The organism is Bacillus badius NBRC 15713 (assembly GCF_001591605.1).
GTDB classification, from domain to species: Bacteria; Bacillota; Bacilli; order Bacillales; family Domibacillaceae; genus Pseudobacillus; species Pseudobacillus badius.
The window spans coordinates 1-26,761 of sequence record NZ_BCVF01000017.1; the positions used below are offsets into that span (position 1 = coordinate 1).

30 protein-coding genes are annotated in these 26,761 nt (G+C 41.9%); 29 read left to right on the forward strand and 1 reads right to left on the reverse strand.

The genetic code is table 11. The features are described from left to right. Positions 1–149: 149 nt before the first annotated feature. Positions 150–611 (forward strand): hypothetical protein, encoded by a 462-nt coding sequence (locus tag BBA02S_RS10135; RefSeq protein ID WP_052477229.1) that lies wholly within the window; start codon positions 150–152, stop codon positions 609–611. A 118-nt stretch (positions 612–729) separates the two neighbouring features. Here BBA02S_RS10135 and BBA02S_RS20985 read toward each other — a convergent pair whose 3' ends face one another. Beyond that, a complete protein-coding gene (locus BBA02S_RS20985) occupies positions 730–900 on the reverse strand; it encodes a DUF8096 family protein (RefSeq protein WP_169799356.1) in 171 nt (56 codons plus the stop codon). A gap of 113 nt (positions 901–1,013) precedes the next feature. Between BBA02S_RS20985 and BBA02S_RS10140 the strand changes: the two genes are divergently transcribed. The 28 genes from BBA02S_RS10140 (at position 1,014) to BBA02S_RS10265 (ending at position 26,752) form a co-directional block, all read left to right on the forward strand. Next, complete coding sequence (locus tag BBA02S_RS10140; protein WP_041113140.1) at positions 1,014–2,102, forward strand: PIN domain-containing protein; 1,089 nt, start codon at positions 1,014–1,016, stop codon at positions 2,100–2,102. A 177-nt stretch (positions 2,103–2,279) separates the two neighbouring features. Then, positions 2,280–2,945 carry a hypothetical protein gene (locus BBA02S_RS10145; protein ID WP_041113141.1) on the forward strand — a complete coding sequence of 222 codons (666 nt, stop codon included), beginning with the start codon at positions 2,280–2,282 and terminating at the stop codon, positions 2,943–2,945. A 1-nt stretch (position 2,946) separates the two neighbouring features. Then, the gene (locus tag BBA02S_RS10150; protein ID WP_169799357.1) at positions 2,947–4,707 is read left to right on the forward strand and encodes a terminase large subunit; all 1,761 of its coding nucleotides are present in this window, start codon (positions 2,947–2,949) and stop codon (positions 4,705–4,707) included. Positions 4,708–4,710: 3 nt separating this feature from the next. Next, on the forward strand, positions 4,711–6,240 hold the full coding sequence (locus BBA02S_RS10155; RefSeq protein WP_041113142.1) for a phage portal protein: 1,530 nt from the start codon (positions 4,711–4,713) through the stop codon (positions 6,238–6,240). After that, positions 6,237–7,151 (forward strand): phage minor head protein, encoded by a 915-nt coding sequence (locus BBA02S_RS10160; RefSeq protein WP_041113143.1) that lies wholly within the window; start codon positions 6,237–6,239, stop codon positions 7,149–7,151. The genes BBA02S_RS10155 and BBA02S_RS10160 overlap by 4 nt, the downstream gene beginning before the upstream one ends. A 28-nt stretch (positions 7,152–7,179) precedes the next feature. Then, positions 7,180–7,566 carry a hypothetical protein gene (locus BBA02S_RS10165; protein WP_041113144.1) on the forward strand — a complete coding sequence of 129 codons (387 nt, stop codon included), beginning with the start codon at positions 7,180–7,182 and terminating at the stop codon, positions 7,564–7,566. 17 nt (positions 7,567–7,583) lie between these two features. Then, a complete protein-coding gene (locus BBA02S_RS10170) occupies positions 7,584–8,765 on the forward strand; it encodes an XkdF-like putative serine protease domain-containing protein (RefSeq protein ID WP_041113145.1) in 1,182 nt (393 codons plus the stop codon). Positions 8,766–8,780: 15 nt separating this feature from the next. Further along, entirely contained in the window at positions 8,781–9,704 is a 924-nt protein-coding gene (locus BBA02S_RS10175; protein ID WP_041113146.1) for a P2 family phage major capsid protein, read from the forward strand. A gap of 13 nt (positions 9,705–9,717) precedes the next feature. Then, entirely contained in the window at positions 9,718–9,882 is a 165-nt protein-coding gene (locus tag BBA02S_RS20630) for a hypothetical protein (protein ID WP_156136658.1), read from the forward strand. A gap of 6 nt (positions 9,883–9,888) precedes the next feature. After that, entirely contained in the window at positions 9,889–10,278 is a 390-nt protein-coding gene (gene yqbG, locus BBA02S_RS10180) for a protein YqbG (protein WP_041113147.1), read from the forward strand. Next, positions 10,275–10,628 carry a DUF3599 family protein gene (locus BBA02S_RS10185; RefSeq protein WP_041113148.1) on the forward strand — a complete coding sequence of 118 codons (354 nt, stop codon included), beginning with the start codon at positions 10,275–10,277 and terminating at the stop codon, positions 10,626–10,628. Before yqbG ends, BBA02S_RS10185 begins: the two co-directional genes overlap by 4 nt. Further along, entirely contained in the window at positions 10,625–11,110 is a 486-nt protein-coding gene (locus BBA02S_RS10190; protein ID WP_041113149.1) for an HK97 gp10 family phage protein, read from the forward strand. The genes BBA02S_RS10185 and BBA02S_RS10190 overlap by 4 nt, the downstream gene beginning before the upstream one ends. Before the next feature lie 11 nt (positions 11,111–11,121). Further along, the gene (locus BBA02S_RS10195) at positions 11,122–11,565 is read left to right on the forward strand and encodes a phage tail terminator family protein (protein ID WP_041113150.1); all 444 of its coding nucleotides are present in this window, start codon (positions 11,122–11,124) and stop codon (positions 11,563–11,565) included. Further along, entirely contained in the window at positions 11,562–11,774 is a 213-nt protein-coding gene (locus BBA02S_RS10200) for a YqzN/YkzM domain-containing protein (protein WP_041113151.1), read from the forward strand. Before BBA02S_RS10195 ends, BBA02S_RS10200 begins: the two co-directional genes overlap by 4 nt. Next, the gene (locus BBA02S_RS10205; RefSeq protein ID WP_041113152.1) at positions 11,771–13,111 is read left to right on the forward strand and encodes a phage tail sheath family protein; all 1,341 of its coding nucleotides are present in this window, start codon (positions 11,771–11,773) and stop codon (positions 13,109–13,111) included. The genes BBA02S_RS10200 and BBA02S_RS10205 overlap by 4 nt, the downstream gene beginning before the upstream one ends. Before the next feature lie 3 nt (positions 13,112–13,114). Then, positions 13,115–13,558: a phage tail tube protein gene (locus BBA02S_RS10210; RefSeq protein WP_041100840.1), complete on the forward strand. Its 444-nt coding sequence runs from the start codon at positions 13,115–13,117 to the stop codon at positions 13,556–13,558. A gap of 55 nt (positions 13,559–13,613) precedes the next feature. Then, entirely contained in the window at positions 13,614–14,072 is a 459-nt protein-coding gene (locus tag BBA02S_RS10215; protein ID WP_041113153.1) for a phage tail assembly chaperone, read from the forward strand. 41 nt (positions 14,073–14,113) lie between these two features. Continuing rightward, entirely contained in the window at positions 14,114–14,272 is a 159-nt protein-coding gene (locus BBA02S_RS21305; protein ID WP_231557135.1) for a hypothetical protein, read from the forward strand. 3 nt (positions 14,273–14,275) lie between these two features. Next, complete coding sequence (locus tag BBA02S_RS10220) at positions 14,276–17,944, forward strand: transglycosylase SLT domain-containing protein (RefSeq protein ID WP_052477230.1); 3,669 nt, start codon at positions 14,276–14,278, stop codon at positions 17,942–17,944. Continuing rightward, positions 17,937–18,713: a LysM peptidoglycan-binding domain-containing protein gene (locus BBA02S_RS10225; protein WP_082040165.1), complete on the forward strand. Its 777-nt coding sequence runs from the start codon at positions 17,937–17,939 to the stop codon at positions 18,711–18,713. The genes BBA02S_RS10220 and BBA02S_RS10225 overlap by 8 nt, the downstream gene beginning before the upstream one ends. 9 nt (positions 18,714–18,722) lie before the next feature. Then, positions 18,723–20,150 carry a C40 family peptidase gene (locus BBA02S_RS10230; protein WP_169799358.1) on the forward strand — a complete coding sequence of 476 codons (1,428 nt, stop codon included), beginning with the start codon at positions 18,723–18,725 and terminating at the stop codon, positions 20,148–20,150. Between the two features lie 20 nt (positions 20,151–20,170). Next, positions 20,171–20,485, forward strand: a complete 315-nt coding sequence (locus BBA02S_RS10235; RefSeq protein WP_041100846.1) for a DUF2577 domain-containing protein — start codon at positions 20,171–20,173, stop codon at positions 20,483–20,485. Between the two features lie 14 nt (positions 20,486–20,499). Next, positions 20,500–20,922 (forward strand): DUF2634 domain-containing protein, encoded by a 423-nt coding sequence (locus tag BBA02S_RS10240; protein WP_041113154.1) that lies wholly within the window; start codon positions 20,500–20,502, stop codon positions 20,920–20,922. Continuing rightward, complete coding sequence (locus BBA02S_RS10245) at positions 20,922–21,971, forward strand: baseplate J/gp47 family protein (protein WP_041113155.1); 1,050 nt, start codon at positions 20,922–20,924, stop codon at positions 21,969–21,971. The genes BBA02S_RS10240 and BBA02S_RS10245 overlap by 1 nt, the downstream gene beginning before the upstream one ends. Further along, a complete protein-coding gene (locus BBA02S_RS10250) occupies positions 21,964–22,728 on the forward strand; it encodes a putative phage tail protein (protein ID WP_052477231.1) in 765 nt (254 codons plus the stop codon). The genes BBA02S_RS10245 and BBA02S_RS10250 overlap by 8 nt, the downstream gene beginning before the upstream one ends. A gap of 14 nt (positions 22,729–22,742) precedes the next feature. Beyond that, positions 22,743–23,132 (forward strand): phage tail protein, encoded by a 390-nt coding sequence (locus tag BBA02S_RS10255; RefSeq protein WP_041113156.1) that lies wholly within the window; start codon positions 22,743–22,745, stop codon positions 23,130–23,132. Positions 23,133–23,146: 14 nt separating this feature from the next. Further along, positions 23,147–23,497 (forward strand): hypothetical protein, encoded by a 351-nt coding sequence (locus BBA02S_RS10260; protein WP_052477232.1) that lies wholly within the window; start codon positions 23,147–23,149, stop codon positions 23,495–23,497. A 15-nt stretch (positions 23,498–23,512) separates the two neighbouring features. Beyond that, positions 23,513–26,752: a DNRLRE domain-containing protein gene (locus BBA02S_RS10265; RefSeq protein ID WP_052477233.1), complete on the forward strand. Its 3,240-nt coding sequence runs from the start codon at positions 23,513–23,515 to the stop codon at positions 26,750–26,752. Positions 26,753–26,761: the final 9 nt, after the last annotated feature.

A 26,761-nucleotide genomic window follows, 5' to 3' on the forward strand; every position in this document is an offset into this window, starting at 1 on the left:
GTCTGAGGGGATAAAAACTAAGCGGTCGAAAAAGAAGCTAGCAAAGCGAAAGGAACAGCCTGCTAGAAAGCTGGATTCTTTATCTGATAGCGACTTACGGTAGTTAATATGCAAACGTTGAAAAGAGGACGAGGAGGGGCTTATAAACGATGACTAAACAAATGATGGAATGGCAAGTGGAAGAATGGATTCGTGATTATAATTTTATGTTACGTGAAATTGCTCGTTTAAATAGATTGCTGAATGCTGTACATGGAGGAAGATCCAGCTTGGTGGCAGCCTATGGCGATGATGCAGGAATGCCTAAAGGAAGTTCTGGAATTAGCCAAGCAGAATTACGGCAGTTGGATATAAGAGAAAGACGCTTGCTGAAATATGAAGCGATTGTTCAATATCTTGATGAAGTCATGGGAGAGATCAAAGACGAAAAAGAGAAGGTTGTTTATGATTGCATGATTGAGGGGCTGAGCTATTCTAGGATTGCTGTTCATCTAGGCAAATCACGAGATACCATCAGAAAAGTCAAAGAAGGCATAATCGGCAAGATCGTCAAAAAAGTCGAAAAAGACCAGTTTCTGCAAAAGTTGAAATCAATAAAATCCGCCGTGTAAAATGGGAGGCAGGAACGGAGCGGTAAAACGTTCCTTGGTTGGTAAACATTATATAGTGCATGCGCCATCCTTGCGGTGGCGTTTTTTGTGAAAACAAAAATCCCATTGATTGACGGGATTAAATAATTTTCTTCATGCCACATTTACGGCATTCGCGGAGAAACTTTCCGCTTTTTACAGAGCTCTTAAACTGGGCATTGCCGCAATTGTCACAGCGGCCAGCAACGATATCAGGGTACTCGTTATAGTCATAAACGATAGTTAAATCATATTCTTTTTTCTCTTCCATGCTGATCACCTCTCGCTTGAAGTCCAGTGATTATTTTATCACAAGGAATCAGCAAAAAGGGATAGAGGAAAATATCTCCTTTTGTCGAATAGTAAGTAAAAAGGAGTGTTCGAATGGAGATTTTTTTAGATTCAAATATCATTTATAGTGATCCATTTATGGAATCTATATATGCACAACAACTGCTTAAACTTGCGGAATTAGACTTTGTCGATATTTACATGGCATCAGTAGTTGTTGAAGAAATTAAAAACAATTACCGTAAGCAAATAAATAAGGAGTACCTAACATTAAATAAGAATATTAGTAATCTAAGCAAGCATACTTATCAAAATATTGAGAAGTATATTGTCATCAAAAAAGATGAAAATTATTTAATCGAAGAATTTAATAATTTTTATGACGATCTATTCAAACGTGGGGTAATTAAAGTTTTGCAATACCCCAATGATATTTTGCCTGAACTTATAAATAGGTCAATTAAGAGAATAAAGCCTTTTACAGAAAGAAAACAAGAGTTTAGAGATGCAATTATTTGGCTTACATATGTAAATTATGTAAAGGAAAATTCATTGGTGGATTGTCATTTTATTAACAACAATATCAATGATTTTTTAGAAGATGGAAAAATACATCCAGATCTTAAGGCGGATAATAATAATTTTATTTTTTACAGGTCATTCAGAGAGTTTTTCAGCAGTAACAATAAAGATTTAGAGTATGTAAAATCAGAAGTATTAACTTATTTTTGTGATGAAATAAAGTACAGGCAGTCAGATATATTTGAACTAATTTATAGTGATCATTTTTCTACCCTAGAGATTGAATCTGCTGATTATATTGATAACAACTCTGACTACATATCCACAGACTATTCCCTTAGCGGTCGAGGATATTTAGAACCCGCTGGATTAGATATTGTGGAAATAAAGAATTATTATGTAGACGTAATTAATAATGACATAATTATAAACGGAAGTTTACTAGTAAACCAACAGTTTGAAGTTCATGAGTATAATCCACTTTATGAGCCAGGTGACGATGAGTATTTTTATTCCGGTTCAGATGAAATAGATTTATTGATCGAATTTACTGTAAGAATTAATACTGATATTTTTAAGGAAAAGTTTGTGGAGTTCGATTTAGATAATATTGAGATTAAGATAGACGATTTTGAAATAAATAAAATTCACGCTTATTAATGAGCGGCATCCTTCGGGATGCTTTTTTCTTTGTTCTAAAACAACCTGTAACGTTACAAGCCAAGCAGTGAAACAGCTGTTAAATCAATTGCTTCATCTAATACCCTTTCGCTGTTTCGCTTGTAACGTTAAAACGAAGCATTACACACGCAATAAAACAGGAGGTGTAACGTTACAATGGCGAGACAATCGAAAATAGAGAAATTCGGTTGCCAAGAGATCGTTCTGGCCGGTATTCGTTCTGATCCTCCTAAGTCTACCAGGGAGATTGCAAAAGAGTGTTCCGAGTGGGCGGGCGATACAATATCTCATACCGCTGTTGCTAGGTTCATAGATCAGCTCAATAATGAAGAGCAACAAAAGAAAAAAGAAGTCATTACCCAGGATAAGCGGCGGGTGCTGAAAACAGTCAATCAAGAACTGGATATCATACAGCTTCAATATAAAATGACTGAGCGGCTGCTGAAACGCTTTGAGTTGGTAGATGACCTGCCCGATCACGTTCAAGACCGATTAGATGAATTGATTGATAAGATGATGGAGGGCGGGGGAGATCCAGAATATCTTGAGGTCTGGCGCGATGACTTTGAAAGAGAGTTAAAGCGCAAAGTATATGAAGTGACCACATTAAATAAAGAGCTGCGGGAAAATAGTAAATTCCTTGCGGATCTTCGAGAGAGGGCTTTTGAATTTAGTTTAGTTCAAGAGTACCTCTCTTTATTTATGGACATCTTTAAAGAAGCTTCACCAGATGGATATCGAATAGCTATTCAGAAGATAGCGGCAAATCCTCGAATGCAGAAGATCGTGGAGCAACAGATGCAATTGAGAGGTGACGGATGATGTGTTATCACAAATTCATACTCTAATACAAGCAGAGGCAGAAGCGGCCGCTCCAACAGATGAGAGTCTATGGGAAGGCTTATCCTATGTCCGTCTTGCCGAAGAGCATAAGGTGCGGCTGGCTACTTTATCAGCTGATGAAACGCAAGAGTTACTAAAAGTGTTAAATGACTTTGAAAGCTTCTGTAACAAATGCCTAAAGATCAAAACAAAGAGCGGTGAACTATTACCCTTCACGTTAAATGAAGCTCAAAGAAAGTTTGCTGAGATCGTATTGAGCGGTATTCAATCAGGTAAGCCTGTACGTGTCATCATTCTTAAAGCGCGTCAGATGGGATTCTCCACAGTCACAGAAGCCATCATTTATTATCTATCTTCACTGCAAGAAGCGAAGAATGCATTCATTGTGGCCCAGGATTCAGCCGCTTCTGAAAACTTATATGATATGTTTCGTCTTTATTATGAGAACATTCCAGAGAGCATTAAACCGATGAGAAAGCGGAATAATGCGCGCCGCTTAACCTTTGAGAATCCTAGTGTGAAAGAGGCGGAACGACAAAAGAACCCAGGATTAAAATCGAAAATTACCGTGGCATCCGCTGAAAATAAAGTTCTGGCCCGTTCTGAAACCATTCATTACCTCCATGCTTCAGAGCTTGCTTTCTGGCCGGGGAGTAAGAAGAAAAAACATTTAACTGCTTTGTTTGCTGCTCTTTCCAAAGAGCCAGGAACAATTGGTGTGATTGAGAGTACAGCAAATGGTATGGAAGATTTCAAGCAAATGTGGGATGCAGCGGAAAAAGGTGAGAATGATTATACGCCACTATTCTTCCCTTGGTTTGCCATGCCTACCTACCGTATGCCTGTACCAGATGAATTTGAATTGACGCCAGAAGAAGCAGAGTTAAAAGAGCGGTTCGATCTTGATGATGAACAACTGCAATGGCGCCGCTTTACCATTCGAAATGACTGTAACGGTGATGTCCGACAGTTTCGTCAGGAATATCCTTCTGTACCGGAAGAAGCTTTCCTCTTGTCCGGTGAAGGTATTTTTGATAATGAGGAAATTCAGCGCAAGATGAACCAGATCACCGAAGTACCGGTTCATTATGACATTGATATACCAAAGAAGCAGGTTGCCGAAAAGACAAATGGGAAGCTGCTTATTTTTCGTTTTCCGGAAGAGGGCAAGCGGTATGTCATTGGAGCGGATACCTCAAAAGGAACGTCTACAGGCGACTATCAAGCTGCTTATGTGATTGAATGGCGGACCGGTGAAATGTGTGCTGCTTTACATGGACATTGGGACACTGATCAATACGGAAAGCGTTTGGATGTTCTGGGACGCTATTACAACACCGCTTTACTTGCTGTAGAGGAAAATAACACCGGTCATTCGGTGCTGAATACGTTAGTGAATACATGTAAATATCCGCTTCTTTATTTGTGGAAGAAAGGTGAATATGGATGGAACACTAACAATGCTACTCGACCAGTGATGATCAGTGACTTTAATGAAGCCATTCGTGACGACATTTATCCGATCTATGATCGTGATCTTTATAAAGAGTGTCTAACATTCATTGATAACAACGGGAAAGCAGAAGCGGACACTGGCTGCCATGATGACAGAATTATGGCTTATGCTATTGCTCTTCAGGTTCGCCAAGTAGCCGCTCGTTATTTTGAATGGTATGAGAAAAAGTATAGCCATGATAACGAATCAAAAGAACGCAAGCGGCCAAATCGTGAAAGGAGGTAAACTATGAGCCAGCAAAAAGTAAATGTTCGAGTGTTTAAAACGGAAGGATTGTCTGCAGACAGCCAGCAAATTTACGATGATCCGTTCCAATCGGCATATGATGGCGATGTTATTCAGCCGCCTTATAACTTAAAGGAACTAAAAACCATTGGAGAGTATTCGACGATTATCCAACAATGTATAGATGCTTATAAAACAAATATTGTGGGTTTTGGTTTTCAACCGGAATACATCTTCGATATGAACGCTGAGACTCTTTCGGAGGAGGAAAAACGGGCTGCTGAGAAAGAATGGATTCGACTTGAGGAATTTGTTCAATATCTTAACCTGGATGAGTCGGCGGAAATTATCATTGGATATGCTCTTGAAGATCGAGAAAAGACCGGCAATGGTTTTTTGGAAGTGCTAAGAGACGGCACTGGCACTCCTGTTGGTATCGAGTATATGGATTGTCAGCAAATGCGCGTATGTAGCCGAACGGTACCTGAAAAAATCAAGTACACCATTACTGAAAATGGAGTGCCCAAAACATTAACGCGGTGGAAGAAGTTTCGGAAATACGTTCAAATGGTGAACGGAAAGAAAGTTTATTTCAAAGAATACGGAGATCCTCGTGTAATGAATTCGGCCACAGGAAAATTTGATGATAATACGCCAGAAAATTTAATGGCTACTGAGGTGATCCACTTTAAGATCGGAAGTGGTACTTATGGCGTTCCTCGCTGGATTGGTAACCTTGTTAATATGTATGGGGCCCGCAAGGCTGAAGAATTGAACTATATGTATTTTAAACAAGGGCGGCATGTGCCGGCTGCTATCACTGTAGAAAACGGAATGCTGTCTGAAAAGTCTTATCAAGAGTTACAGCAATATATGAATGATATTCAAGGTGTGGAGAATGCTCATAAGTTTCTCCTTTTAGAAGCGGAGGGGCTGCCACAAGAGAATTTAACTGACGGTGAAGAGAAGCTTACACCGGTAAAGGTGCAGATTAAGTCGCTGGCGGAAGTTCTGCAGCAAGATGCTTTGTTTCTTGAATATGACGAGAAAAGCCGAAATAAGATCCGCTCTTCTTTTCGCTTGCCTCCACTCTATACTGGGGAAGCACATGAGTACAATCGAGCTACAGCGGATACAGCGAGGAAGATAACCGAGGAACAAGTATTTCAACCTGAACGTAAGATTCTTTCACGAAAATTAAATACGTTGTTTCTTTCTGAAATCCAATTAAGCAAGGTGAAGTTAACGCTAAAGGGACCTGACTTCCGAGATCCGATTGAAATAGCCAAAGTGCTTACACCGTTTATTACAGCGGGAGCGGCTGCACCCAATGACTTGAGGGACTTGCTTGGTCGTGTGTTAGGAAAAACGTTAGAGGAATGGCCAGAAGAATATAACAGGCCGATGCAGATGCTGCTCAAGGAAAAACAGGACGCTTTTCCGATTATGATTCAGAAGTCCAAGGAACAGCAGAACGATCTCATCATGCTGTTAAAAGATATGCGTGATGCATTGGAAGAGTTGAAGTCATGAGTAAAGTTGAACAGCTTCTTAGAAGCATAAATGCTTTTATTCAAAAGGCTGAAGAAAAAGATGATGAAAAGCTCACTGATGTTGTTCCTGACTTCCCTGGTTTGGAGAGCATTCCAGACTTTGTAGAAGAATATGAAAAAGAGATTGCTAAACTGCTTAGAGATCAGAGGAAGATGTTCATCGATGAATTGGCGGGATTTGTATCCAAAGACGATACTACCACATTAGAGGTCATATTGAGCTATTTCACTAATAACCTATTCGCTAATGATGAATTTATCGAAAAGATGGGTGAAGAAACTGTTGAGTTCCTTCAAATGACCATTGAAGAATTATCAAAGGTTATGATGAAGTCCATTGATAAAGATGTAGCTTTTGAAACGTTGTCTCAAAGAACAATTGCTTGGATCGAACAATGGTCAAAAGAGCTATCTGATCTTATGCAGCTAAATACACACGCAGCTGTTGAACAGCTTTTGAAGGACGGTATTGAGAATGGAGAATCTATTCAACAGATTGAACTGAAGCTGAAGGAGCTGCCGCAGTTTGATAGATCAAGAGCAAGAACCACAGCAATAACAGAGGTACTCACAGCTTCGAGTCGTGCACAGTGGGAGTCCTATAATCAATCTCCTGCCGTTACCGGAAAACAGTGGAAGCACAGTGGAGCCCACAAGATTAAGCCGCGGGAAGCTCATATCGATCTTGACGGAACTGTTGTTGGTGTGAATGAGAGGTTTGATGTAAACGGCTATGAGGCAGATTATCCAAGAGATCCATCTTTGCCGGCTGGCGAGCGGGTGAATTGTCATTGTGTTATGGGACCTGTTGTTGACGAGGAAATACTGGGATTGAGCAAGGAAGAAAAAGAAGAGATACGGCGGCAGGTATTGGAAGAAATGAACAGTTAATGATCGGAAAAGAGAGGAGCAATATGAAATGACAGAATTCAAAGCATGTCTTGTTGCTGAATCTAGAGATGTTTGGGAAGAACTTGAGAAAAACTTAGGTACTGGCTTTAAAAATATCGTGCATGTTGATTTTTATTTTTGGGTTGAAACACATAAAGCTCATATCAAGATATCTTTTCCTAAGAACGATGAAATAGTCACAGAAGAAAAGGAGTTAGTTTTTCCTGAATCAGATAATTTGGTTGAAAAATTATGTGAGAGGTTTAATATTCCTTTCTCAAGTATTTACCGCTTACGATTCGATCTTTCACCGAAGGAATTTCCAGTGTTCCATACAGAGTTTTATCCTTATGTGAAGGACAAATCAATGTTAAATACAAAAAATATTAGACGTCATTTAGCGACTATCGATTGAAGGGAGGTGAACGATAAATGCCAAGAGAATTAATCAATGCTAACATCACACACGTAAGCTATGTGGACAAAGGCGCTAATCAAAAGCAATTTTTCTTTACTAAATCTGATAAGCAGCCGGACTTTCAAAAAGAAGTGAAGCTTTTCATTAATAAAGAAGAAGAGGAGCAGAAACTTGTTTATGGCCTTGTGTATGAGCCGGATGTGGAAGATTCACATGGGGACTTCATGACCGCTGCTGAGATTGAAAAAGCCGCTCATGGATTTATGAAAGATGCTCGAAACATCGATAAGCAGCATGATTTTAATGCAGGAGTCGGTGAGGTAGTTGAATCCTATATTGCACCGGCGGACTTCACGATTGGAGAGCAAACAATTACAAAGGGTTCCTGGGTACTGGTTACAAAAGCATCTGATGAAATTTGGGAAGAGATCAAAAAAGGAGCTATTACTGGCTATTCAATGGCGGGTACCGCTGAGACAATTGAAAAACAGAACGAAAAGCCCGCTGTTATCTCGGATAAAGGAGAAACCGGGCTTTTTAATATGCTTAAAAGCTTTTTCACAGGTGAGCCGATCCAAAAAGGTGAGGTCCGTGATAACTATGAACAAAATCAACAGCGGAGGAATCTTTGGGCTGCATGGGATGGCTTGGAGAGCGCCTATTATGGTGCCCTATGGGATAACCGTACACCTGAAGCCACTGATTTTCAGCGATTGACTGAAGCTACACAGGAGTTTCTTGAAATCATCCAGGAGATTCAAACTACAGGTGATATTGCAAAAGCTATGGAATCAAGGCCAGAAGCTATACAAAAAGCCGGCAAGAAAATTTCAGCCGCTCGCATGGATAAAATTAATGCTGCTTTTGATGCTCTTAACGAGTTGAAAGCAGAAGTGGAAGAAGAGGAGGAAGACGAAGTGAAAAAAGAGGATATCGCAAAAATGCTAGACGAAAAGCTATCTCCTATCACAAAACGATTGGATGCAATCGAAAAAGAGGAAGGTGCTGACGCCGAATCGTCTGTTGAAGATGAATTGTTAAAACAGCTTTCAGATGCATTAGATGAAAAGTTGACGCCGATTACTGACCGTTTAGAAGCAGTGGAGAAGGCGCGCGGTATTTCTAAGCAGGCTGATTCTGATGCTGGGCAAGAGCCTATTCAAAAAGGCTCACATTATTTACAAGGGATTCTATAAGGGGAGGATTGTTCAATGACAACTAATCAACAAATTATGAAGAATACGATCACTACAGGAAGCATCACATCCGGCCTGCTAAACCCGGAACAATCTCAAAAGTTTATCCAACAAACCTTTGAATCTACTGTCCTTGGAGGGCTTATTCGCAAGGAAATGCGACGTGCTAAGACGGGTGAGATTGATAAGATCGGCATTGATTCTCGTATTCTTCGAAAGAAAACAGAAAATACAGATGACGGCTACCGTCAGAAAGCAAATTTTGACAAAGTAGAATACGCTACGACTGCTGTTCGTCTCCCTTGGGAAATTACAGAAGAGTCCTTGCGTGAAAACATCGAAGGGCAAGGGTTTGAAGATACAGTCACAAAGCTTATGACTACGCAGCTTGGTATCGATCTCGAAGATTTATATATTAACGGGGACGAAGCGACTCTCGACACAGATCCGGATTATGACTTTTTGAAAATTAATGATGGTTGGCTTAAGCAATTAACAACAGGGTCGCATATTGAGGATCGTTCTGCAAAAGAAGCTGGCGCCCTTTCTCTTAATGTATTTTATGATGCATTAGCTCAAATGCCGGACAAGTATAACAATGGCACATTACGTTGGTTGATGGCTCCATCCATAAAACAAAAGTGGGAGCATTATTTATTGAACGAAAACATTAAAAACGGCGGTGGGCTTTCTGAATCTATCTTAAATGCACCTGCCAGCATTCCAGCAGTAGCTGTTCCAAGAATGCCGAAAGATAAAATTGTGCTTATCAATCCTAAAAACTTGATCGTCGTTAACTCTTACGATGTGAAGATCCGTAAAACAGTTGAGGGGAAAGATGCGATCATGCAAGACAAGCGCTTTTATGTTGTTCATTTGGACTTTGATCCAATTATTGAAGAAAAAGACGCCGCTGTTCTTGTTACAGGCTTGGCATAAGGAGGGGGCTTTTGTGGTTAAACTAAAACTGAAGAATGCTTTATCTTACAGTGGGGTTGTGAGTGCCGATGCTCGCAATCCTATTGTTGAGGTCAAAACAAAAAAAGAAGCAGAAGAGGCAGTTAAAACCGGTTATTTCGAAGTCGTTAATGAAGAAGAAACAAAAGAAACGGAGTGATAGCACATGCTCATTACTCCTGATGACGTTATAAGTTACTCGGTCTTTGATCAAGTCAAATCGAGAGAGAAAAGCCTTCTAGAAAAAGATATTTTAGAAGCAGAAATAGAGGTCAGAAAAATTGCTGGTCACGACTTTTCTGCTCCAGAATACACACCGCTGCCGGCAGAAGTGAAGCTCGCTCTGCAGAAACTTGCCCAGTATTATGCGCTCGTTAATTCTGATGAGTCTTTGTCTAAAGGAATTAAAAGCGAAAAGATCGGAGACTATTCTTATACTGTCTCAGAAGGAAGCAGCACTGCTAAGCCGGATGTATCAGCTTTACTTTCAGCCTTCATCCAAAAGGATGAACCAGCAGACCTAGGCACTGCCCGAATGAGGTTGAGGTCATTATGAGTTATCGCAGCCTTTTAACTCATCGGTGTGACATCTACCATCTAACCCAGACTAAGAGTGGCGGAGAATGGGGTATACCAGGCGGTGATTTGGAAGAAGAGTTTTCTTATGGGAATGTCCCGAACCTTCTTGAAGTTCCTTGCTACTTTACAGAAAAGAATCAGACGATTGTGCAAGGCGAACCGAATCCAACGGTAATTCAATCCTTCCTTGTTCATTTCTTGCCGACTGCTGATGTCAGGATGAATGACAAAGTGATCTGGAACGGAATCGAATTTACATTGCAGATTCCAAAAAAGATTAAGAATCATCATATTGAAGTGATAGCAATTAGGAGTGAGCACTTATGAAATTTGAAATAGAAGGATTAGATGCTTTCCTTAATGCTCTTGATGAGGCAGCTAACGGTCAATTAAAAGAAGAAATGAGTTTATGGCTGGAAGCAACCGGGATGGAATTCTTAGACTTAATTCAAGACGAAATTATCCGAACAAAAACCGTTGATACTCGCCGTCTTTTGAACTCGTTTGGTCGAGGTGACAGTGAAAATATTTGGTCTATTCAAAACGGCGGTCTATCTCTTGAGGTTGGTACTAATTTAAATTACGCTGCTTACGCTAATGATGGTCATCGACAAAACAAACGCTGGGTGCCCGGGCGTTGGATAGGTAGCCGCTTTGAATATGATCCGGGAGCATCAACAGGAATGATGTTGAAAGAAAAATGGATTGAAGGATCTCATTATTGGGATAATGCTTTCTCTATTTTTGAGAAGATGTTTGATAAGAGTCTAGAAAGGCGCCTTCAAGCATGGCTAGATACTAACTTTTAGGCGGTGATTGGTTGAATCCGGAAGTTGCATCAATCATGAGTTATTTTTACAAGCTGTTTCCCTGTAAGATTTACACAAAGGAAGTACCGGAAAGCTTTGTAGTTCCAAGTATGTATTTCCCTCCTCCTTTCACTTTTAACAACAATGATACGCTCGCTACGTTTGCTAAAACTTATAATTTATCAGTGAAACTCTTTCATAAGGATTCACAACAGGCGAATTTTGAAGCAGAGCGTATCGCTGACATCGTTAATAGCAAAAAAGGACTTATACCATTGGTTGATAAGACGGGCGCTGTAACAGGCGAATACGTGCGAATAAGCCGCATCGAAAACAGAATAGCAGATAGCGGAGTAGCGATTATCCAAGTGACATGGGATAGTCGTTATTTTTATGAGAAAGAGGACCATAATCCACTTGAGAATATCGAAATGGATAGCGGGGTGAAAGAATGACAAACAAAAACGAACAAGCTGCAGCTAAAGCAAATGCTGAGGAATATAAATTCTATTTACATGAATTGCGTGAGCACTCTCAGACACTTTTTGGTGTAAAGCCAGAAGTATTTGACGGTGCTGTTTTTGGTATGAAAGACATTCAAGCAACGAAAACAGAAGTAAAGAAGCGCATTGACGCTTTCTTAAAGAAGGAGGTTAAACAATGAATGGTGGAACATTTACTCCCGGGGAAGAAAAGCAACGAGCCGGTATTTATTTCCGTTTCACATCCGCTGCTAACGATCGGTTAGCCGTTGGTGAACGTGGAATAGTAGCACTTCCTTTAGTGCTTAATTGGGGAGCGCCAAAGCAATTTATTGAGGTTACCAAAACGGAAGATGTGGAGAAGAAGCTAGGGTTAGATATTAACGATCCATCTCTTTTGCTGTTACGTGAAGCGAAGAAGAAAGCTAAAACAGTGTTAGCTTATCGAGTGAATGAAGGTACGAAAGCAACCAAGGAAGTAGCAACAGGAGTCACAGCAACCGCTGTTTACGGTGGCACAAAAGGGAACGACATAACAATCAAGGTTGCCCCTAACGTTGTAGACGAGACCAAAAAAGACGTTACTACTTTCATGGGAACAAAAGCGGTTGATAAGCAAACTGTAGCTAATGGAAGTGAATTGAAAGCTAATGCTTGGGTCACATTCCAAGGCGCAGGTGAATTGATTGACTCCGCGGGAATTAAGTTAGTTGGTGGTGCGGATGGTACACCAACCAACCTCGATTACACAGACTTCTTTTCTGCTGCTGAAACAGAGTATTTTGACGTCATTGCCCTTCCGGTGGATGATGAGCAGCTGAAAACAGCATTCGTCTCATTTGTTAAGCGAATGCGTGAGCAAAAAGGTGTGAAAATTCGCGGGGTTCTGGCTAATTATGCGGGTGATTATGAAGGGATTGACAATGTAACTGTGGGAGCAGTACTTCCAGAGAAGACATTAACACCAGCTGAAACAGTTGCTTGGGTGGCAGGTGCTGCTGCAGGAGCCACAATTTATCAATCATTAACATTCGTTGAATATGAAGGAGCAATCGATGTTACCCCACGGCTTGATAATGATGAGATTATTGAACGGTTGGCTAAAGGTGAATTCATGCTAACGTTTGATGCTCGGGATAAGACAGTAACAGTCGAAAAAGACATTAACTCTTTTGTTTCCTTTACCAAAGAAAAAGACAAGAAGTTCCAAAAGAATAAGATCGTTCGTATTCTTGACGCAATCAATAACGATCTTACTCGCGAAATCAAACGGGAGATTAAGATTCGTAAAGAGAAGGGGCAGGACATCCCTGTCAATGGTGATGGTGTACAGATCATCAGCACGTTAGTAACTATTTACATGAATGCTCTGCAAGAAGGAGGAGCCATCACAAACTTTAATTCGCAAAATGATATTCAGATTGCGATTAATGCTGATGGCGATGGTTTCTATATCAATACTGGCGCGCAACCTGTTGATAGTGCAGAAAAGTTTTATTTTGGAATGGAGGTGCGTTAATTTATGGCATATCGTTCAGGTAATACGATTTCAGGTAAAGAAGGCCGTTTGTTCTTAGATGGTGAAGAAATGGCTTATGTTAAGTCATTTGAAGCTACACTTGAAAAGAATAAAACAGAGGTGCCAATACTTGGGCGTCGGGTGACAGGTCATAAAACCACGGGTGCAAGTGGTACAGGTACGCTAACAGTTTATAAGGCGACTTCAAGATTTGTGCGTATCATGATGAATTACGTAAAAAACGGTGAGGACCCATACTTTACATTCCAAGAGGTATTGAATGATAAGTCATCGGGCAGGGGAACGGAACGTGTTACTTTGTATGATGTAAATTTTGACAGCGCAAAAGTAGCGGGATTAAATGCTGAAGGAGAAGTTTTAGAGGAAGAGCTACCATTCACATTTGAAGACATTGATATGACAGAGGAATTACGAGAGGACTTTTAATGGTCCTCTTTTTCATTTGCAAATAAAAAAAGAAAACTCAAAGGAGATTTAAATTATGACAAATCAAAACGAAAATGTAGAAGAAGTTGCAATGGATTTATCTTTCTTTATGCCAGGAGTGGCGAAAGCTGTAGAGGTAGAAGAGTGGCCAATTTCTAAGCGGTTCGTTGATAAAAAAGGAAAAGTGATCCCATTCAAATTCAAAGCAATTACTACGGAACGGATTGATGAATTAGAAAAAGAAAGTATGAAGCCAGTGTATCAAGGCAAGAAAAAGGTTGGTGAAACTGTGGATACCGCTCGTTTTTATGCTAAGGTTGCAATCGAATCAACCATCTATCCAAACTTCAAAGCAGCAGAATTACGAAAAGCTTACAAAACGGAAGATCCTGTGGAAGTAGCCAAGCAAGTTCTTCATATCGGTGGAGAATATGCTAACTGGGTAGCAAAAGCGGTAGAGATCAATGGTTTTGATGATACACCTGAAGACTTGGAAGAAGCAGCAAAAAACTAATAAGAGACGGGGATAAAGATGCTTTTTATTTTTATTATGCAATGATTGAGCTGAATTACTCCCCGTCCCAATTATTAGAGCTTTATAATGCGCCGCGACCATTCAAGGCGCTTTTATATGCCAGTATTGGTTATAGATTGGAGATGCTTGCGGAAGAAGCAAAAAAAGCAGAACAAGAACGGTTGAAAGGAGGGAAGTAAAAGGTGGCTAAATTAACAGCGAGATTTGATCTGCAGGATCGTATATCAAGAAAGCTACGGATGATTCGGGGAGAGATCAACGAACTTGAAAGAGCACGGTCCCGTATGGAACGCCCGTTGCTTTTACAAGTTAAAGACCAAGCGACTGTTGTGCTAAAGAGAGTGCAATCCTTCATGCTCAGAAGGCTAGTTAGAACTCATACTTTTGTTGTTGGAGTGAAAGACCAGGCTATGCGTCCTTTGCGGGCACTGTCTAATTATGTAGAGAGAAAGATGCCTAGAACGCACAGTGTGGTTGTTCGGGCAAAGGATGAAGCATTGAGCATGATGAAAGAAATTGCTGGTTTCGGGAAATCGGTGTTATCAAAGGGCTACAGAGTTACCGTTTGGGCTGTGGACAAGACACGGGGTACTCTCTCATCTATTAGTAGATCTGTGAGCAGTTTAACCGAAAAAAGTTACAACATGACTGTTCGGACCATAGACTTTTCAACCCGAACCATCGGTACTGTTAAGAGAGCTTTATTTTCTTTGCCGTCGCTTGTTACGGTGACACTAGCTGTTGTAGGAGCTGGACAGCTAAAGGATGTGACTCTTGGCGCTGCTATGAACTTTGAAGAATATGAAGTTGCTATGGATCACTGGTTAAAAGGAAATAAGAAAAAATCAAAAGCTCTAATTGATTGGATGGGCCGTTTTGCTGATAAGACACCTTTTAGTTCCCCTGATCTATTCCCTGCATTAACTCGAGGTATAGGAGTCACAGAAGGCAATGTTAAAGAAGCGAAAAAATTGCTGAAAATAGCAACTGATATGGCGGCCCTTACACCCGGCAAAACTGTTGGGGATGCAATGGAAGCATTAAGTGACGCTCAAATGGGTGAATTTGCTCGTATGACAGAATTTAATGTGAAGATGAGCAAGAAGGCTTACGAGGCAATGGGAGGATGGCCAGAATTTATTAAAGAGGTAGACAAAAAATTTGATGACGGTGCTCAAAAGATATCCCAAACCGCACGCGGTAAATTGTCTACATTACAAGGTTATATAGGAGCCTCCTTCCGCTCGATGGGTCAAGGGGCTTTAGAGGCTTTGAAACCTCGCCTAGACGCAATTAACTTATGGATTGATAATAACCAGGACAAGTGGCAAGAGTGGAAAAAAACTCTCAAGAGCATAAGTGGCCAGAGTGCTGAATGGCTTTTCGGAAACTTGGAAAAAGGGTTTCTCCATATTAAAACTAATTATCTGGAAAACAAGGAATTTAAGAAGCTGGACTTTGAAGGAAAAATCAAATTTATTACTGAGGATATTGGAATTTGGTGGTCCAGCAAAGGTAAACCTGCGTTGGATAGTTGGTGGGAATCTCAAGGGAAGCCTTGGGCCGAGAAGGCGGGGATTTTCTTGGGAGAAGCCCTTTTTAATGGAATTGTAGCTGGTATGAAAGCTCGATCGGCTTTCTTGAAAGATGCCTGGAAAGAAGCTATAGCAGATCCAAGTGTTCAGTCGCTCGGCGGAGCAACAATTGGTACGGCGCTGACAGCAGCGGTTGGGGGAGCTCTTTTATATCCTATCACTAAAGGTTTAGCTGGTATTGGAAAGCAAATTGGTGGGGTTATAAAGGTCGGTAAGCAAACAACCGGAAAGGTCAAAGGAGCTGCTGGAAAAGCTAAGGAATTTGTTGATAAGAAAAAACAAAAACCATCAACACCAAGCTCTTATAGTGAAGCAATGAAGCAGCGCAAAGGAGCAAGCGCAACTGGAAAATCCTCTAAACTTTTTGGTGGAGCTGGTAACGCTCTAGGTGCTCTTGGTACCCTCATGACCTTTAAAACAGTGGATGATATTGGAACAGGATTAGGTGACTGGTTATTTGGCCATAAGGCCGGCCAAGAAAAATTTAATGGCTTGCTTAGTAATCCTTTTGGAAAGAAAGATGTATACAAAGAAGACCGTCAAGGTGCTATATCCAAGTTTTTCACGGGTACAAAAGCAAGTGCAGCAACCTTGGATAAGCCAACTAAATCTGCTGCATCAACAGAAAAAAGTAATGAAGGGTTTGCCCAAGGACAAGCTTTTGGTAAAAACTTTATGGCTGGTCTAAATTCAGCACCAATAAATGTTACGAGCTGGTTGAATGAAAAAGTTTATAAACCAGTAGGAAGTGCAGCCACCAATTCAAAGAATTTAGGTTACGCTTTTTCTGCTGGATTCGTACAAGGGCTAAATAGTGCTCCAGTAAGTGTTTATACTTGGATTAATGAAAAGATTTATAAGCCATTCGGCAGCGCAGCTACAAATTCAAAACACTTGGGTTACGCATTTAGTTATGGTTTTGTCACAGGTCTTGGCAGTGCTCCGGTAGATGTTTATTCTTGGATCAATCAAAACATCTATATACCTGTAGGCAGTGCGGTCAAGAGTGCCCAGCATTTCGGCTATGCATTTAGCTATGGATTTGTGTCTGGAATGAAGAACAGCCCGTTAACCGTAAGTTCGTGGGTAACAACGAATATTTATCAGCCTCTTAATCAAGCTGCTTTAGGAGCCAAACTGTATGGATCAGCGTTGGTATATAACTTTAAAAATGGTATTAAGGCTGTTCCAGTGGGTATGTCTACATGGCTGAATAATCATGTGGGACAACCATTCCTAAAGTATATTCCAAGCGGTAAAGGGTTTGGTCAAGGGTTAGCCGGCTACTTTATTGCTGGGATGAAAAGCAAAAAAGCAGATGTATCTGCTGAGGCAAAAGCGCTTGCCAAGGCAGTGGAATCAGCGTTCAGAAAAGAGTTAGGAATCCACTCTCCTTCTCGTGTAATGGCTGATCTCGGTTATTGGTCAGCAATGGGGGTTGTAAAAGGGTTTAGTAGTGTTGATGTATCAAACATTGCAAAAAATAAAGCCAATGAACTCATGGGTTCATTCGGAAACTTTAGCGGTGGTGGTGCAGCAATGGCCCAATCGGCCATCATGCAAGCCTTACAGATCACAGGCATGCCTATGTCCTGGTTAAACCCTTTAATGTGGGTAGCGCAGAAAGAATCTGGTTTTAACCCGAATGCAATTAACAACTGGGACATTAATGCTAAACGGGGAGATCCGTCTGTTGGTCTTTTTCAAATCATTGGAGAGACCTTCAAAAGATGGGCCTTGCCTGGTTTTAATGACCGACGGAATCCGCTTCATTCAGCTATTGCTGCTATTCGTTATATTAATGGCCGATATGGAGGCATCCAAAATCATCCGGGTGTAAAATCCCGAGCCCGCGGCGGTGGATATAAACCTTATGCAAAAGGTGGCATCATTACCCATGATCATATTGCTCGTGTTGGTGAAGGTGGTAAAAGAGAAGTGATCATTCCTCTTGAACAGCATCGCAATCGAGCGCTTGGGTTGTTAGAGTATGCACAAAAGGCACTGGGTGTATCTTCTCAGCCAGCCCCGGTTGTTCTGCCAGAAGAACAAACACAAGCGGTTAGAAATGTTATGAGTCGTCCCGCGCAAATGATGAAACAAGGGGTTAGGGATGTGATTGTTCAAATTATAGGAGAGAGCCATTATCATAATGAAATGGACGCTGAAAAGGTTGGAAGGATCGCTGTTAAGGCGGTAGAAGAACACTTAGAAGAAGAATACTTTGCTGGAGGGGAGATGGCGGTATATGACTAAAAGTGTATATGAAATTTGGCTGTCTTGGCAGAACGGAAAAGAAAAGTTCCAGCTGCCTGTCCTCCCTTCTTCAATTGAGATCAACAGCCCTTCAAAAAATGAAAGCATAGACCTTGCCGGTTTCGGCGAGATAACAATATTACAAGATCCAGCGGCGAAAACATTTCAGTTTTCGTCTTTTTTTCCGGCGAAATGGAGCCCGCTTTGCGAAGTGCGGCCAACGAAGTTATCGATGCCTTGGAATTATATCAAACGCTTGGAGGCTTGGAGAGAAAGCAAACTCCCTATTCGTTTTATTGTAACAGGCACTCCTATTAATTTTGCGGTGTCTATTGATGACCTTTCTTATAAAGAAGGAGAGAAGGATATCGGTGATCTTGATTACACCATTGCGCTGAAAGAGTATACCTTTGTCACTTCTCGAAAGATCAATACCAAAAATAAAACGAATGCGAACGGTGGCAACAAGAAGAGGCCGGATACGAAACCGATTCCCAAAAGTTATAAGGTGAGGAAGGGAGATACTCTCACTGGGATTGCTAAAACAATTTATAAAAATAGTGCAGAGTGGAAAACCATTTGGGAAGCGAATAAACAAATGCTGATTAAGCGGGATAAACGAAATGTCAAGCATCCAGGGCGTTATATTTACCCGGGACAAGTGTTGACTATTCCTCAAAAACCTCAAAAAACAACAGGTACAGGAGTGACAGCCGTAAACCTCAGGAAAGTCCAAACGGGCACTGTATCTGTCGCTCCTCGTAAGTGAGGGAGACACATGATTGAATTATTTTTAGTGAAGCCTGACTATATGATGGCCATCCCTGTTTCAACAGTCACATGGTCCGGCCAGAGATACCAAGCAGCACGCAAAATCGAAGCAAATATCTTGTACAGCGATACAGGCTTGCATTTTTACCAGCAGGTGATTGAGGGAGATACGCTTCTTTTTAAGTGGAAAGGGAATGAATTGTTTCGTGGTACTGTGTTTAACCGATCCCGTAATAAGAACGGTCAGCTTACCTTAACAGCGTATGACATGCTTCAGTATTTCTTAATTAATAAGGACATCTATAACTTTTCAGGAAAGCGCCTGGATGAAATCCTTGTAAAGATATGCAAAGACTTCGAAGTCCCACATAGTTCTTTTGTCAACACAAAGGAGAAGGTGGGGAAAGTGATTGATCAAGAGACGCCGCTCTATGACATTGCACTTAGAGCCATGATTGATACTCACAAAATTTCAAAACGTAAATTTCATATTTACTCTCGTCTGGGGAAAGTTCATCTAACAGAGTTGAAAAAGCAGGACATCCAGTGGGTACTTGAAGTTGGCAATAATGTTATTGACTACACCTATGATACTTCTATCGAGGAAACAGCCACTCGTGTCAAACTGGCGTCTGGTGAAGGAGATAAAACAGTCACGGCCATCGTTACTGACAGTGAAGGCAAAAAGCAGTTCGGGGTCATCCAACACTTTGAAAAAGTTTCCGAAAGCTTAAACAAGGCTGCTTTAACCAAAAAAGGAAAAGAGATTCTTAATAAGAAAAAGGGAGTCAAAAAGAAGCTGGATGTGGAGGCGTTAGGAATTGAGTCTGCGACAAGCGGGAACGCCATCTACGCCATTATTGATGATATTCGTTTAAAGAGAACGATGTATATTGACACAGACATTCATACGTTTGTTGGGAGTAAGCATACGATGAATCTTCATTTGATTGAAACCAATGATTTTCCTGAAATGGAAGAATTAACTTCTTCAGCTCCTTCAGGTTCAATTACAGGCACAGGCACAGTAGGAGGATCTCCAAAAGCTCAAGAGGTTGTTACCCTTGCTAAAAGCTATATCGGTCGCCTCAAATATGTTTATGGAGGAAAGAATATTGCCCGAGGAAGCGGTGACTGTTCTGGGTTTACGAAGTTTATTTATAAAAAGGTTGGAATAGACATTGGTGACGGTACGGCTACACAAATTAAAAAAGGCAGAAAAATAGAGCCATCTGCAGCACAGCCTGGTGATCTAGTATTCTTTAAAGGAACCATCAAGGAACGTGGAGCCAACGCTGTTAGTCATGTTGGTATTGTAACGAAGCCGGGATATTGTGTGAGTCTAGGAAACAGCGGATGTAAAGAGCATGGATATTTACGAAGCAATCATTCCTATTGGGGACCTAAGTTTATGCAAATTAATCGGGTGCTTTAAAGGAGGGAGCAAGCAAGAAAATGGCGTTAGGGAACACTATTAAGAAGATAGCTAATGATGCTAATAAAGCAGAGAGCCCTGTCAGGATTTTAGATGCGGATGTTATTTCCGATTCTCCTTTAAGTATCCGGCTAATGAAAAATAATAAGCTGGTTTTTTCCGAAGAGTTTTTTATCATTCCAGAATCTCTTACTGACCACACTGTACAAGTACAAACGCCCCGAGGAACAGAAACCCATACAATATTAAATGCTTTAAAAGCGGGTGACGAGCTCACTGTTGCTTCAATTCAAGGGGGTGGGTCTTATTATATTTTGGGCCGTAAAGGAAAATAAAGGTGTGGTGACGTATGGCATTATCTCCTGAAATAAATATTGAACAGACAGAAGAAATTAGTATTAATGAGCTTCTGGAATTAAAGACTTATCGTTTTGATTTTGAAACCAAACGGTTGACGAGTGAACTAATAAGCGGGCTCGAAGCAATTAAGCAATTTATTCTGTTTGCGCTGTATATTCCGCGCTATGCTCATCCCATTTATTCAGCAGATACAGGGAATGAGCTGGGAGATATGTTAGCCGATAATGAGACAACAGTTGCTTTCAAAATTATGGAGATTGAGCGCCTTGTTACAGAGGCGCTTATTTATGACCCTCGAATTGAACAAGTCTATGATTTTGTTATTGAACATATTGACGACGCTTTTCACGTGAATTTTAAAGTAGATACAGCCCTTGGAGAAATAGAGATAAAGGAGGTGTTATCCGCCTGATGTTTGAACAATACACTTCTGAGTACCTTTTGCAAGAAATGATCAATGACACAAAGCCGGAATTTGATGTAAGTGAGACATCTCCCCTTTATGCGTCTTATGCTGCTAGTGCCAATCAAGTAGCGAAGGCTTATCGGTATTTGGAAAGAGTGCTAGAGTTGGTTTTTGCCTCAACGAGCGAAGGTGACTATCTAGAAAAAAGAACTTCTGAAATGGATGTTTTCTATAGAGATGCAGTGGCAGCTATTCGCAGAGGAGAGTTCAATATTTCGGTTCCCGTGGGGAGCCGCTTTTTTGTGGAAGATGTTTATTTTATAGTGTCGGAGAATGAAAACGGCATCCAATTGTTATGCGAGCAAGAAGGAGAAATAGGAAATACGTTTCCTGTTGGAACAGAATTACTTCCTGTTGAAACAATTGAGGGGCTAGAAACTGCTTTGCTTGGAGAAATCATTATTCCAGGGAGAGAGAAAGAGGAAGAGGCATCCTTGTTTGTCCGGTATCAAGATAAGGTGGCTGAGCCGGCGACAAGCGGAAATATCGGCCATTACAAAGAATGGGTCCGAGAGTTTGAGGGAGTAGGCGCTGTCAGAGTCTTTCCGAATTGGGATGGTCCAGACACAGTTAAAGTAGTTATTGTTGATTCCAACTTTATGCCAGCTGCTCCAGAATTGGTTCAAAGTATTCAAATGGCATTAGATCCTGATCCTGGCCAGGGAGAGGGATTGGCTCCTATTGGCGCTTTTGTAACTGTGGAAAGTGCTCCGGCATACACCGTAAACGTTTCAGCAACAGTAGAAATTAACTCTTCTACAACAATAGAAGAGGTGAAAGTGAAATTTGAACGCTTGCTAGCAGAGCACTTGAAAACTATTTCTTTCAAAGAGGATGTTGATCCAATTGTGCGTGAGCGGGTAGTTGGTTCACTGTTGTTTGGAATCCCTGGGGTTATTGATTATTCCAATCTATTAATTAACGGCCAAGAGGCTAATATTATTCTGTCTGCAAGTGAAGTGCCGGTTGTGGGGCAGGTGACACTAAGTGTCTAGCCAAGAGGAAATGCTTACAGATTTACCGGCTATTCTTCGTGAATCTCCAGAATATCAGGAAATGGCCAGAGTGCAGGGGAAAATCTTTGATCGCTTGGAAGGTCACATCGATGAAGTGCTCGATAACACATTTATTGATGATGCTACATGGGGCCTTACGATTATGGAGAAGGAGTTTAAGATTCCCACAGAAATCAATAAGCCGCTTGATCAGCGTCGCTCTGCATTAAAAGCAAAAAAGCGCGGTATAGGCAGAGTGAGTGCTGGTTTGATAAAAAGTGTAGCTGAGTCTTTTCAAAATGGATCAGCTGAAGTAAAGGCTATAAAAGGAAAATCGAGAATACTTATTAAATTTAATGATGCTCAAGGTTTTCCGCCCAATTTGACAGACGTACAGAGGTCTATTCGAGAAATATTGCCTGCACACCTAGCGTATGTGCTAGGCTTGTTAATTCACCTTCCTATGGGTCCAGTGATGACTACAGGACAAAAGTTAAAACTAGGGGATTCTGTCACTTACGACCAAGAGCAAACCAACAGTATAAGAATGAAGGTGTGTGCTTCCTATCTTGTGCCTAGCAAATATTCAGTTGACCCCGTTGACGGGTTATTTTTGGATGGCTCTTTTCATTTGAACGGCCAAAACGTTCTCGATGGGTTAGCACCTGGCGGAAAACATTACTATCTTAATCAGTCTGAGAGCTTAACAATCAAGACATATAAAGACGGTAATTTAATTGAAACAGTCACAGTATAAAGGAGGCTTTTCTTATGGCAAGCATAAAAACGAATAAAGGCCGCGAGAAGCTGGCTAAAGCACATAATGGGACGGCCTCACTTCCCGCTGTAGTAGGTATGGTATTTGGTACAGGGGGAGTAGACAGCAACGGGAAGCCACGCGACCTAAAAGGGTCAGAAACAGCTCTTTTCTCAAAAGCAATTGAAAAGACCGGCGCACAGGTGACAAAAACATTTCCTACACCGTACACCGCTCGCTATACTTGCACGCTGGACGCTGACATTGACCAGTTAATCGGCAAGAATATCAATGAAGCCGGCTTGGTGGATGCGGAAGGTGATTTGATTGCGATGAAAACTTTTACGAATAAAGGGATGGAAACACGCATGACCATTGAGTTTGATTATGATGCAGAGTTTTAAGGAGGGGATAAGTGATGTATATTGATCTGACAAAGTTACAGCCTCTAACCGGTAGCAGACAGGAGGCAATTAGAAAGACAATTGATGGATTCACCACATCCACCCCGAACCATGCGGATTACTTTAATCATACGCTCCAGCAACTCATTGATAATGATGCCACGCTTGAAGGAGATACATTACAGGCGATTAAAGACACACGCAGGAACATCATTGATCTGGCGCTGGAAGTCGAACTGCTCAAAGGCGCTACGCTTAACGGCATGACGTCAAACTTATTCATAGAAAACTTTTCGGGGATCGATGACTTACAGCTCACAGCTGGAGTTCATGATACGCAGAACACAATGCTGGTTATTCGGTAAAGAAGGGGTGAGAAAATGCCAGCAATTACGTTAGATAGTTATAATACAGCTATTCAAGATACTTATGTCCTTCCAAGCCAGCCAACAGCTCCTAAGGGAAATGAAATAGTTGTAGAAGCTACTACTTCGGAAGACGAAATATATATAAAATTTGACTTTGGTTTAATCCCGAACGATGTTGTAATAACTTCAGCCACCTTAAACTTGACGTCATATAATAATTATGGCGATGTAGACGTTAATTTACATGACGTTTTAAGCCCGTGGGAAGAGGCTACTGTCACATGGAATACAAAACCTGTAAAGGAATTTGTATCAACACACTCACTTAAATCGTTATTAGACGGTACAAAGGTAAGCATACCAGTAACATCATTAGTTCAACGAATGGTTAAAGCAGGAGAAGCTAAACACGGTTTTTGTTTAACGGGAACGGGAAATAAAAGAATCGGGTTTTACAGTAGTGAAACACCTACAGCTGATAAACGTCCTAAATTAGAAGTTACTTATTCGATACCCGAAACAGGGAAGAAGCAGGTCGAGCAAGTAGTCTCCGCAATATACGCAACAGCCGCTGTTGACCCTCACGTTGTTAACATTCCAGCAGGCATACAGGCAGGTGATACGCTGGTCGCGTCCTTTTCGGCAGTTCCCGGTGCAACTATAATCACGCCGGAAGGGTGGCAGTTACTGCATGAAGAGGTACTGGCAGGGAACACAAAGCTGCTAACATATACAAAAATAGCTGATGGGACAGAGCGATCAGTTTCATTCAAACGAACACCGTCCGGGACTTTCGATGCGTCCGCTATTATTAATGCTTACAGAAATGTCAAAAGAATAACTAAAATTGGTACAAAGCAGATAGCCAACGCTTCGGGGCGTTGGGAGATGGCTCTATCTAATATCCCTGCAAATTCGCTCGTCGCAATTTCTGCTTCTACAGGAAACATTTATAATATGAGGCAATGGGCACCAGGGTTCAGCGGGCAAAAAACGTCGAACACTAATCAATCAACAAACATCATATCTACTTACAATCATGAAAAAACGGCGTACTCTACAGCAGAGGCGTATATAGATTTTTCGTATAGTTGCTACGGTGTTATGCAAGCTATCGCAATAGAACCGGTAGCTAATACTGCACCAAACACACCGCCAACGAACAACCCGAAAGGCACGGCGGGTATTCCAGCTATTTTGTCTGTATCAACGCCGAAACTTGACTGGAGTTTTTCTGACAGCGATGTGGGCGACACGCAGTCTAAGTATCAAGTGCGCATTAAAAAAGCGTCTGACAATTCGATTGTCCATGACACAGGCGTTGTGACAAGCGCCGTAACGGATTACGACGTACCGGCTGGAGTCGTTCAGAAAAACACACTGTATTTTTGGGAAGTGCAAGTTTATGACAAAGAAGGAGTTCCCAGCAGCTGGAGCAGTCCAGAATACTTTAAATTGACAGACCAGGCAGCGCCAGGCGATGCATTCACTTTCAACTACACAGGCGCGCCGCAGCAGTTCACGGTTCCCGGAAACGCTACTAAAATTAAAGTCGAATTATGGGGAGCGCAGGGCGGCGATGCCCCCGCTGGTACCTATATGGGAGCAAAAGCCTCCGGGGATTTAGTAGTTACGCCTGGCGAAGTTTTGAGGGTGTACGTAGGCGGCAAACCGACGGCTAATTATATCGGCGGCTGGAATGGTGGAGGAAAAGGTGCGGTCGATAAGCCTTATGGCGGTGGCGGCGCTACTGATATAAGGCGCGGCGGTTCGGCGCTAGAAAACAGGTTGGCTGTAGCTGGCGGCGGCGCGGGTGCTAGTCCCTACAACAGATCAGACATGTTTGGTCACGGTGGCGCGCCTAACGGTGTAGAGGGCGCTGGTTATAATAACGGGTCTATCTCGTTTGCGGGAGGAAAAGGTGCCACATTAACAGCCGGCGGCGCAGGCGGCTTGGTTTCTGGATCATCGTCAGATGTGCCGTCAATCGCGAACCACGGAAAAGAAGGTACGCTTGGACAAGGCGGAGATTCTGGCGCCCCTACGTCTGGCGGTTATTACGGAACGGGAGGTGGTGGTGGCTACTACGGCGGAGGCGGTGGTGCAGATAGTAACAACTATGGTGGCGCAGGCGGCGGTGGTGGTTCATCTTATGTAGGCGGGTTGTTGAACGGTACAATGACATCAAAAGCCCGAAACGGCAACGGTTTAGCTGTCATTACAGTACTGGAAACATCTAGCCCGCCAACCGTAACGAGCAGAGCGCCGGGCAGCACCGACCAAACAAACCCAGCTGGAAGCAGCGCAGCTCCCCTGTTCTCATGGGATTATTCTGGAGCCTTTACGCAAGCGAAATATCAAATCAAGATTTTTAATGCGCAGGGAACGCTTGCTCATGACACAGGGCTGATAGAATCGTCCGCGAAGCAGCACCAAATGGCGGAAGGCGTTCTTACAGCTGGAGAGGTCTATGGCTGGGAGTTGACGGTCACAGATAGCAAAAACGTATCTTATCCTACAGGACGGCTGTACATCATCACGAATCGACCGCCTGGCGGATTGACACCAATCAGCCCGGAAGACCGCAGACGGACAACCCTGTTGCCGGTATTCGAAGCGACCATCGGTGACGACGTAGAAAACGACCCGCAGCATTTTATTATCCAGCTTGCAGAAAACAGCGACTTTACAGCAGGGCTGATCGAGCGCAAGACGTCTACGGACGTCACGGGCTGGGAAGTCAAGGAGTCTAACGGGGGATATGTGACATTTCCAGCAGAAGGTGCCGATGCCTCTTTTGAATTTGGAAGTGTGAAATATTCTCTACAAACACCGCTGACTGAAGGGAAAACCTATTACTGGCGTATAGCGGGGATGGATGCAGTAACAGGTGCTCGTGGCAATTGGTCGGAAGTTCGTCGTATCCGTGCTGGAGACAAGATTGATTTTAGTCTTAGGTATCCGGTAAAAACATCCGCAGCCATTCAGCGGTTATTGATTCGAGCACAATACACCCTAGCAACAGATGGAGAAAACCCAGCAAAGGTACGTTTTGAAGCATGCAATAATGCTTTTGACGAGAATCCTGTTTGGGAGGATGTAACGAAGGCTATTCAATCAGGCGATTATTATAAATTTGCTAACACAGAAAAAACAGCAGATGATTGGGGCTTTAATATTCGGGCGCTTTTCGAAGCAAACGACAGCTTAGACCCGATCGAATTTTACGGCTTTGGAATCAGTTTTGATTAAGGAGGGATC

What these genes read in the sequence shown, in the direction of transcription:
- BBA02S_RS10155 (WP_041113142.1), top strand. Translation starts at nt 4,711, where the DNA reads ATGAGCCAGCAAAAAGTAAATGTTCGAGTGTTTAAAACGGAAGGATTG.
- BBA02S_RS10235 (WP_041100846.1), top strand. Translation starts at nt 20,171, where the DNA reads ATGGCGTTAGGGAACACTATTAAGAAGATAGCTAATGATGCTAATAAA.
- BBA02S_RS10255 (WP_041113156.1), top strand. Translation starts at nt 22,743, where the DNA reads ATGGCAAGCATAAAAACGAATAAAGGCCGCGAGAAGCTGGCTAAAGCA.
- yqbG (WP_041113147.1), top strand. Translation starts at nt 9,889, where the DNA reads ATGCTCATTACTCCTGATGACGTTATAAGTTACTCGGTCTTTGATCAA.
- BBA02S_RS10135 (WP_052477229.1), top strand. Translation starts at nt 150, where the DNA reads ATGACTAAACAAATGATGGAATGGCAAGTGGAAGAATGGATTCGTGAT.
- BBA02S_RS10230 (WP_169799358.1), top strand. Translation starts at nt 18,723, where the DNA reads ATGATTGAATTATTTTTAGTGAAGCCTGACTATATGATGGCCATCCCT.
- BBA02S_RS10170 (WP_041113145.1), top strand. Translation starts at nt 7,584, where the DNA reads ATGCCAAGAGAATTAATCAATGCTAACATCACACACGTAAGCTATGTG.
- BBA02S_RS10245 (WP_041113155.1), top strand. Translation starts at nt 20,922, where the DNA reads ATGTTTGAACAATACACTTCTGAGTACCTTTTGCAAGAAATGATCAAT.
- BBA02S_RS10240 (WP_041113154.1), top strand. Translation starts at nt 20,500, where the DNA reads ATGGCATTATCTCCTGAAATAAATATTGAACAGACAGAAGAAATTAGT.
- BBA02S_RS10190 (WP_041113149.1), top strand. Translation starts at nt 10,625, where the DNA reads ATGAAATTTGAAATAGAAGGATTAGATGCTTTCCTTAATGCTCTTGAT.
- BBA02S_RS10185 (WP_041113148.1), top strand. Translation starts at nt 10,275, where the DNA reads ATGAGTTATCGCAGCCTTTTAACTCATCGGTGTGACATCTACCATCTA.
- BBA02S_RS10200 (WP_041113151.1), top strand. Translation starts at nt 11,562, where the DNA reads ATGACAAACAAAAACGAACAAGCTGCAGCTAAAGCAAATGCTGAGGAA.
- BBA02S_RS21305 (WP_231557135.1), top strand. Translation starts at nt 14,114, where the DNA reads ATGATTGAGCTGAATTACTCCCCGTCCCAATTATTAGAGCTTTATAAT.
- BBA02S_RS10225 (WP_082040165.1), top strand. Translation starts at nt 17,937, where the DNA reads ATGACTAAAAGTGTATATGAAATTTGGCTGTCTTGGCAGAACGGAAAA.
- BBA02S_RS10145 (WP_041113141.1), top strand. Translation starts at nt 2,280, where the DNA reads ATGGCGAGACAATCGAAAATAGAGAAATTCGGTTGCCAAGAGATCGTT.
- BBA02S_RS10175 (WP_041113146.1), top strand. Translation starts at nt 8,781, where the DNA reads ATGACAACTAATCAACAAATTATGAAGAATACGATCACTACAGGAAGC.
- BBA02S_RS10205 (WP_041113152.1), top strand. Translation starts at nt 11,771, where the DNA reads ATGAATGGTGGAACATTTACTCCCGGGGAAGAAAAGCAACGAGCCGGT.
- BBA02S_RS10140 (WP_041113140.1), top strand. Translation starts at nt 1,014, where the DNA reads ATGGAGATTTTTTTAGATTCAAATATCATTTATAGTGATCCATTTATG.
- BBA02S_RS10165 (WP_041113144.1), top strand. Translation starts at nt 7,180, where the DNA reads ATGACAGAATTCAAAGCATGTCTTGTTGCTGAATCTAGAGATGTTTGG.
- BBA02S_RS10160 (WP_041113143.1), top strand. Translation starts at nt 6,237, where the DNA reads ATGAGTAAAGTTGAACAGCTTCTTAGAAGCATAAATGCTTTTATTCAA.
- BBA02S_RS10215 (WP_041113153.1), top strand. Translation starts at nt 13,614, where the DNA reads ATGACAAATCAAAACGAAAATGTAGAAGAAGTTGCAATGGATTTATCT.
- BBA02S_RS10260 (WP_052477232.1), top strand. Translation starts at nt 23,147, where the DNA reads ATGTATATTGATCTGACAAAGTTACAGCCTCTAACCGGTAGCAGACAG.
- BBA02S_RS10210 (WP_041100840.1), top strand. Translation starts at nt 13,115, where the DNA reads ATGGCATATCGTTCAGGTAATACGATTTCAGGTAAAGAAGGCCGTTTG.
- BBA02S_RS20985 (WP_169799356.1), bottom strand. Translation starts at nt 900, where the DNA reads ATGGAAGAGAAAAAAGAATATGATTTAACTATCGTTTATGACTATAAC.
- BBA02S_RS10265 (WP_052477233.1), top strand. Translation starts at nt 23,513, where the DNA reads ATGCCAGCAATTACGTTAGATAGTTATAATACAGCTATTCAAGATACT.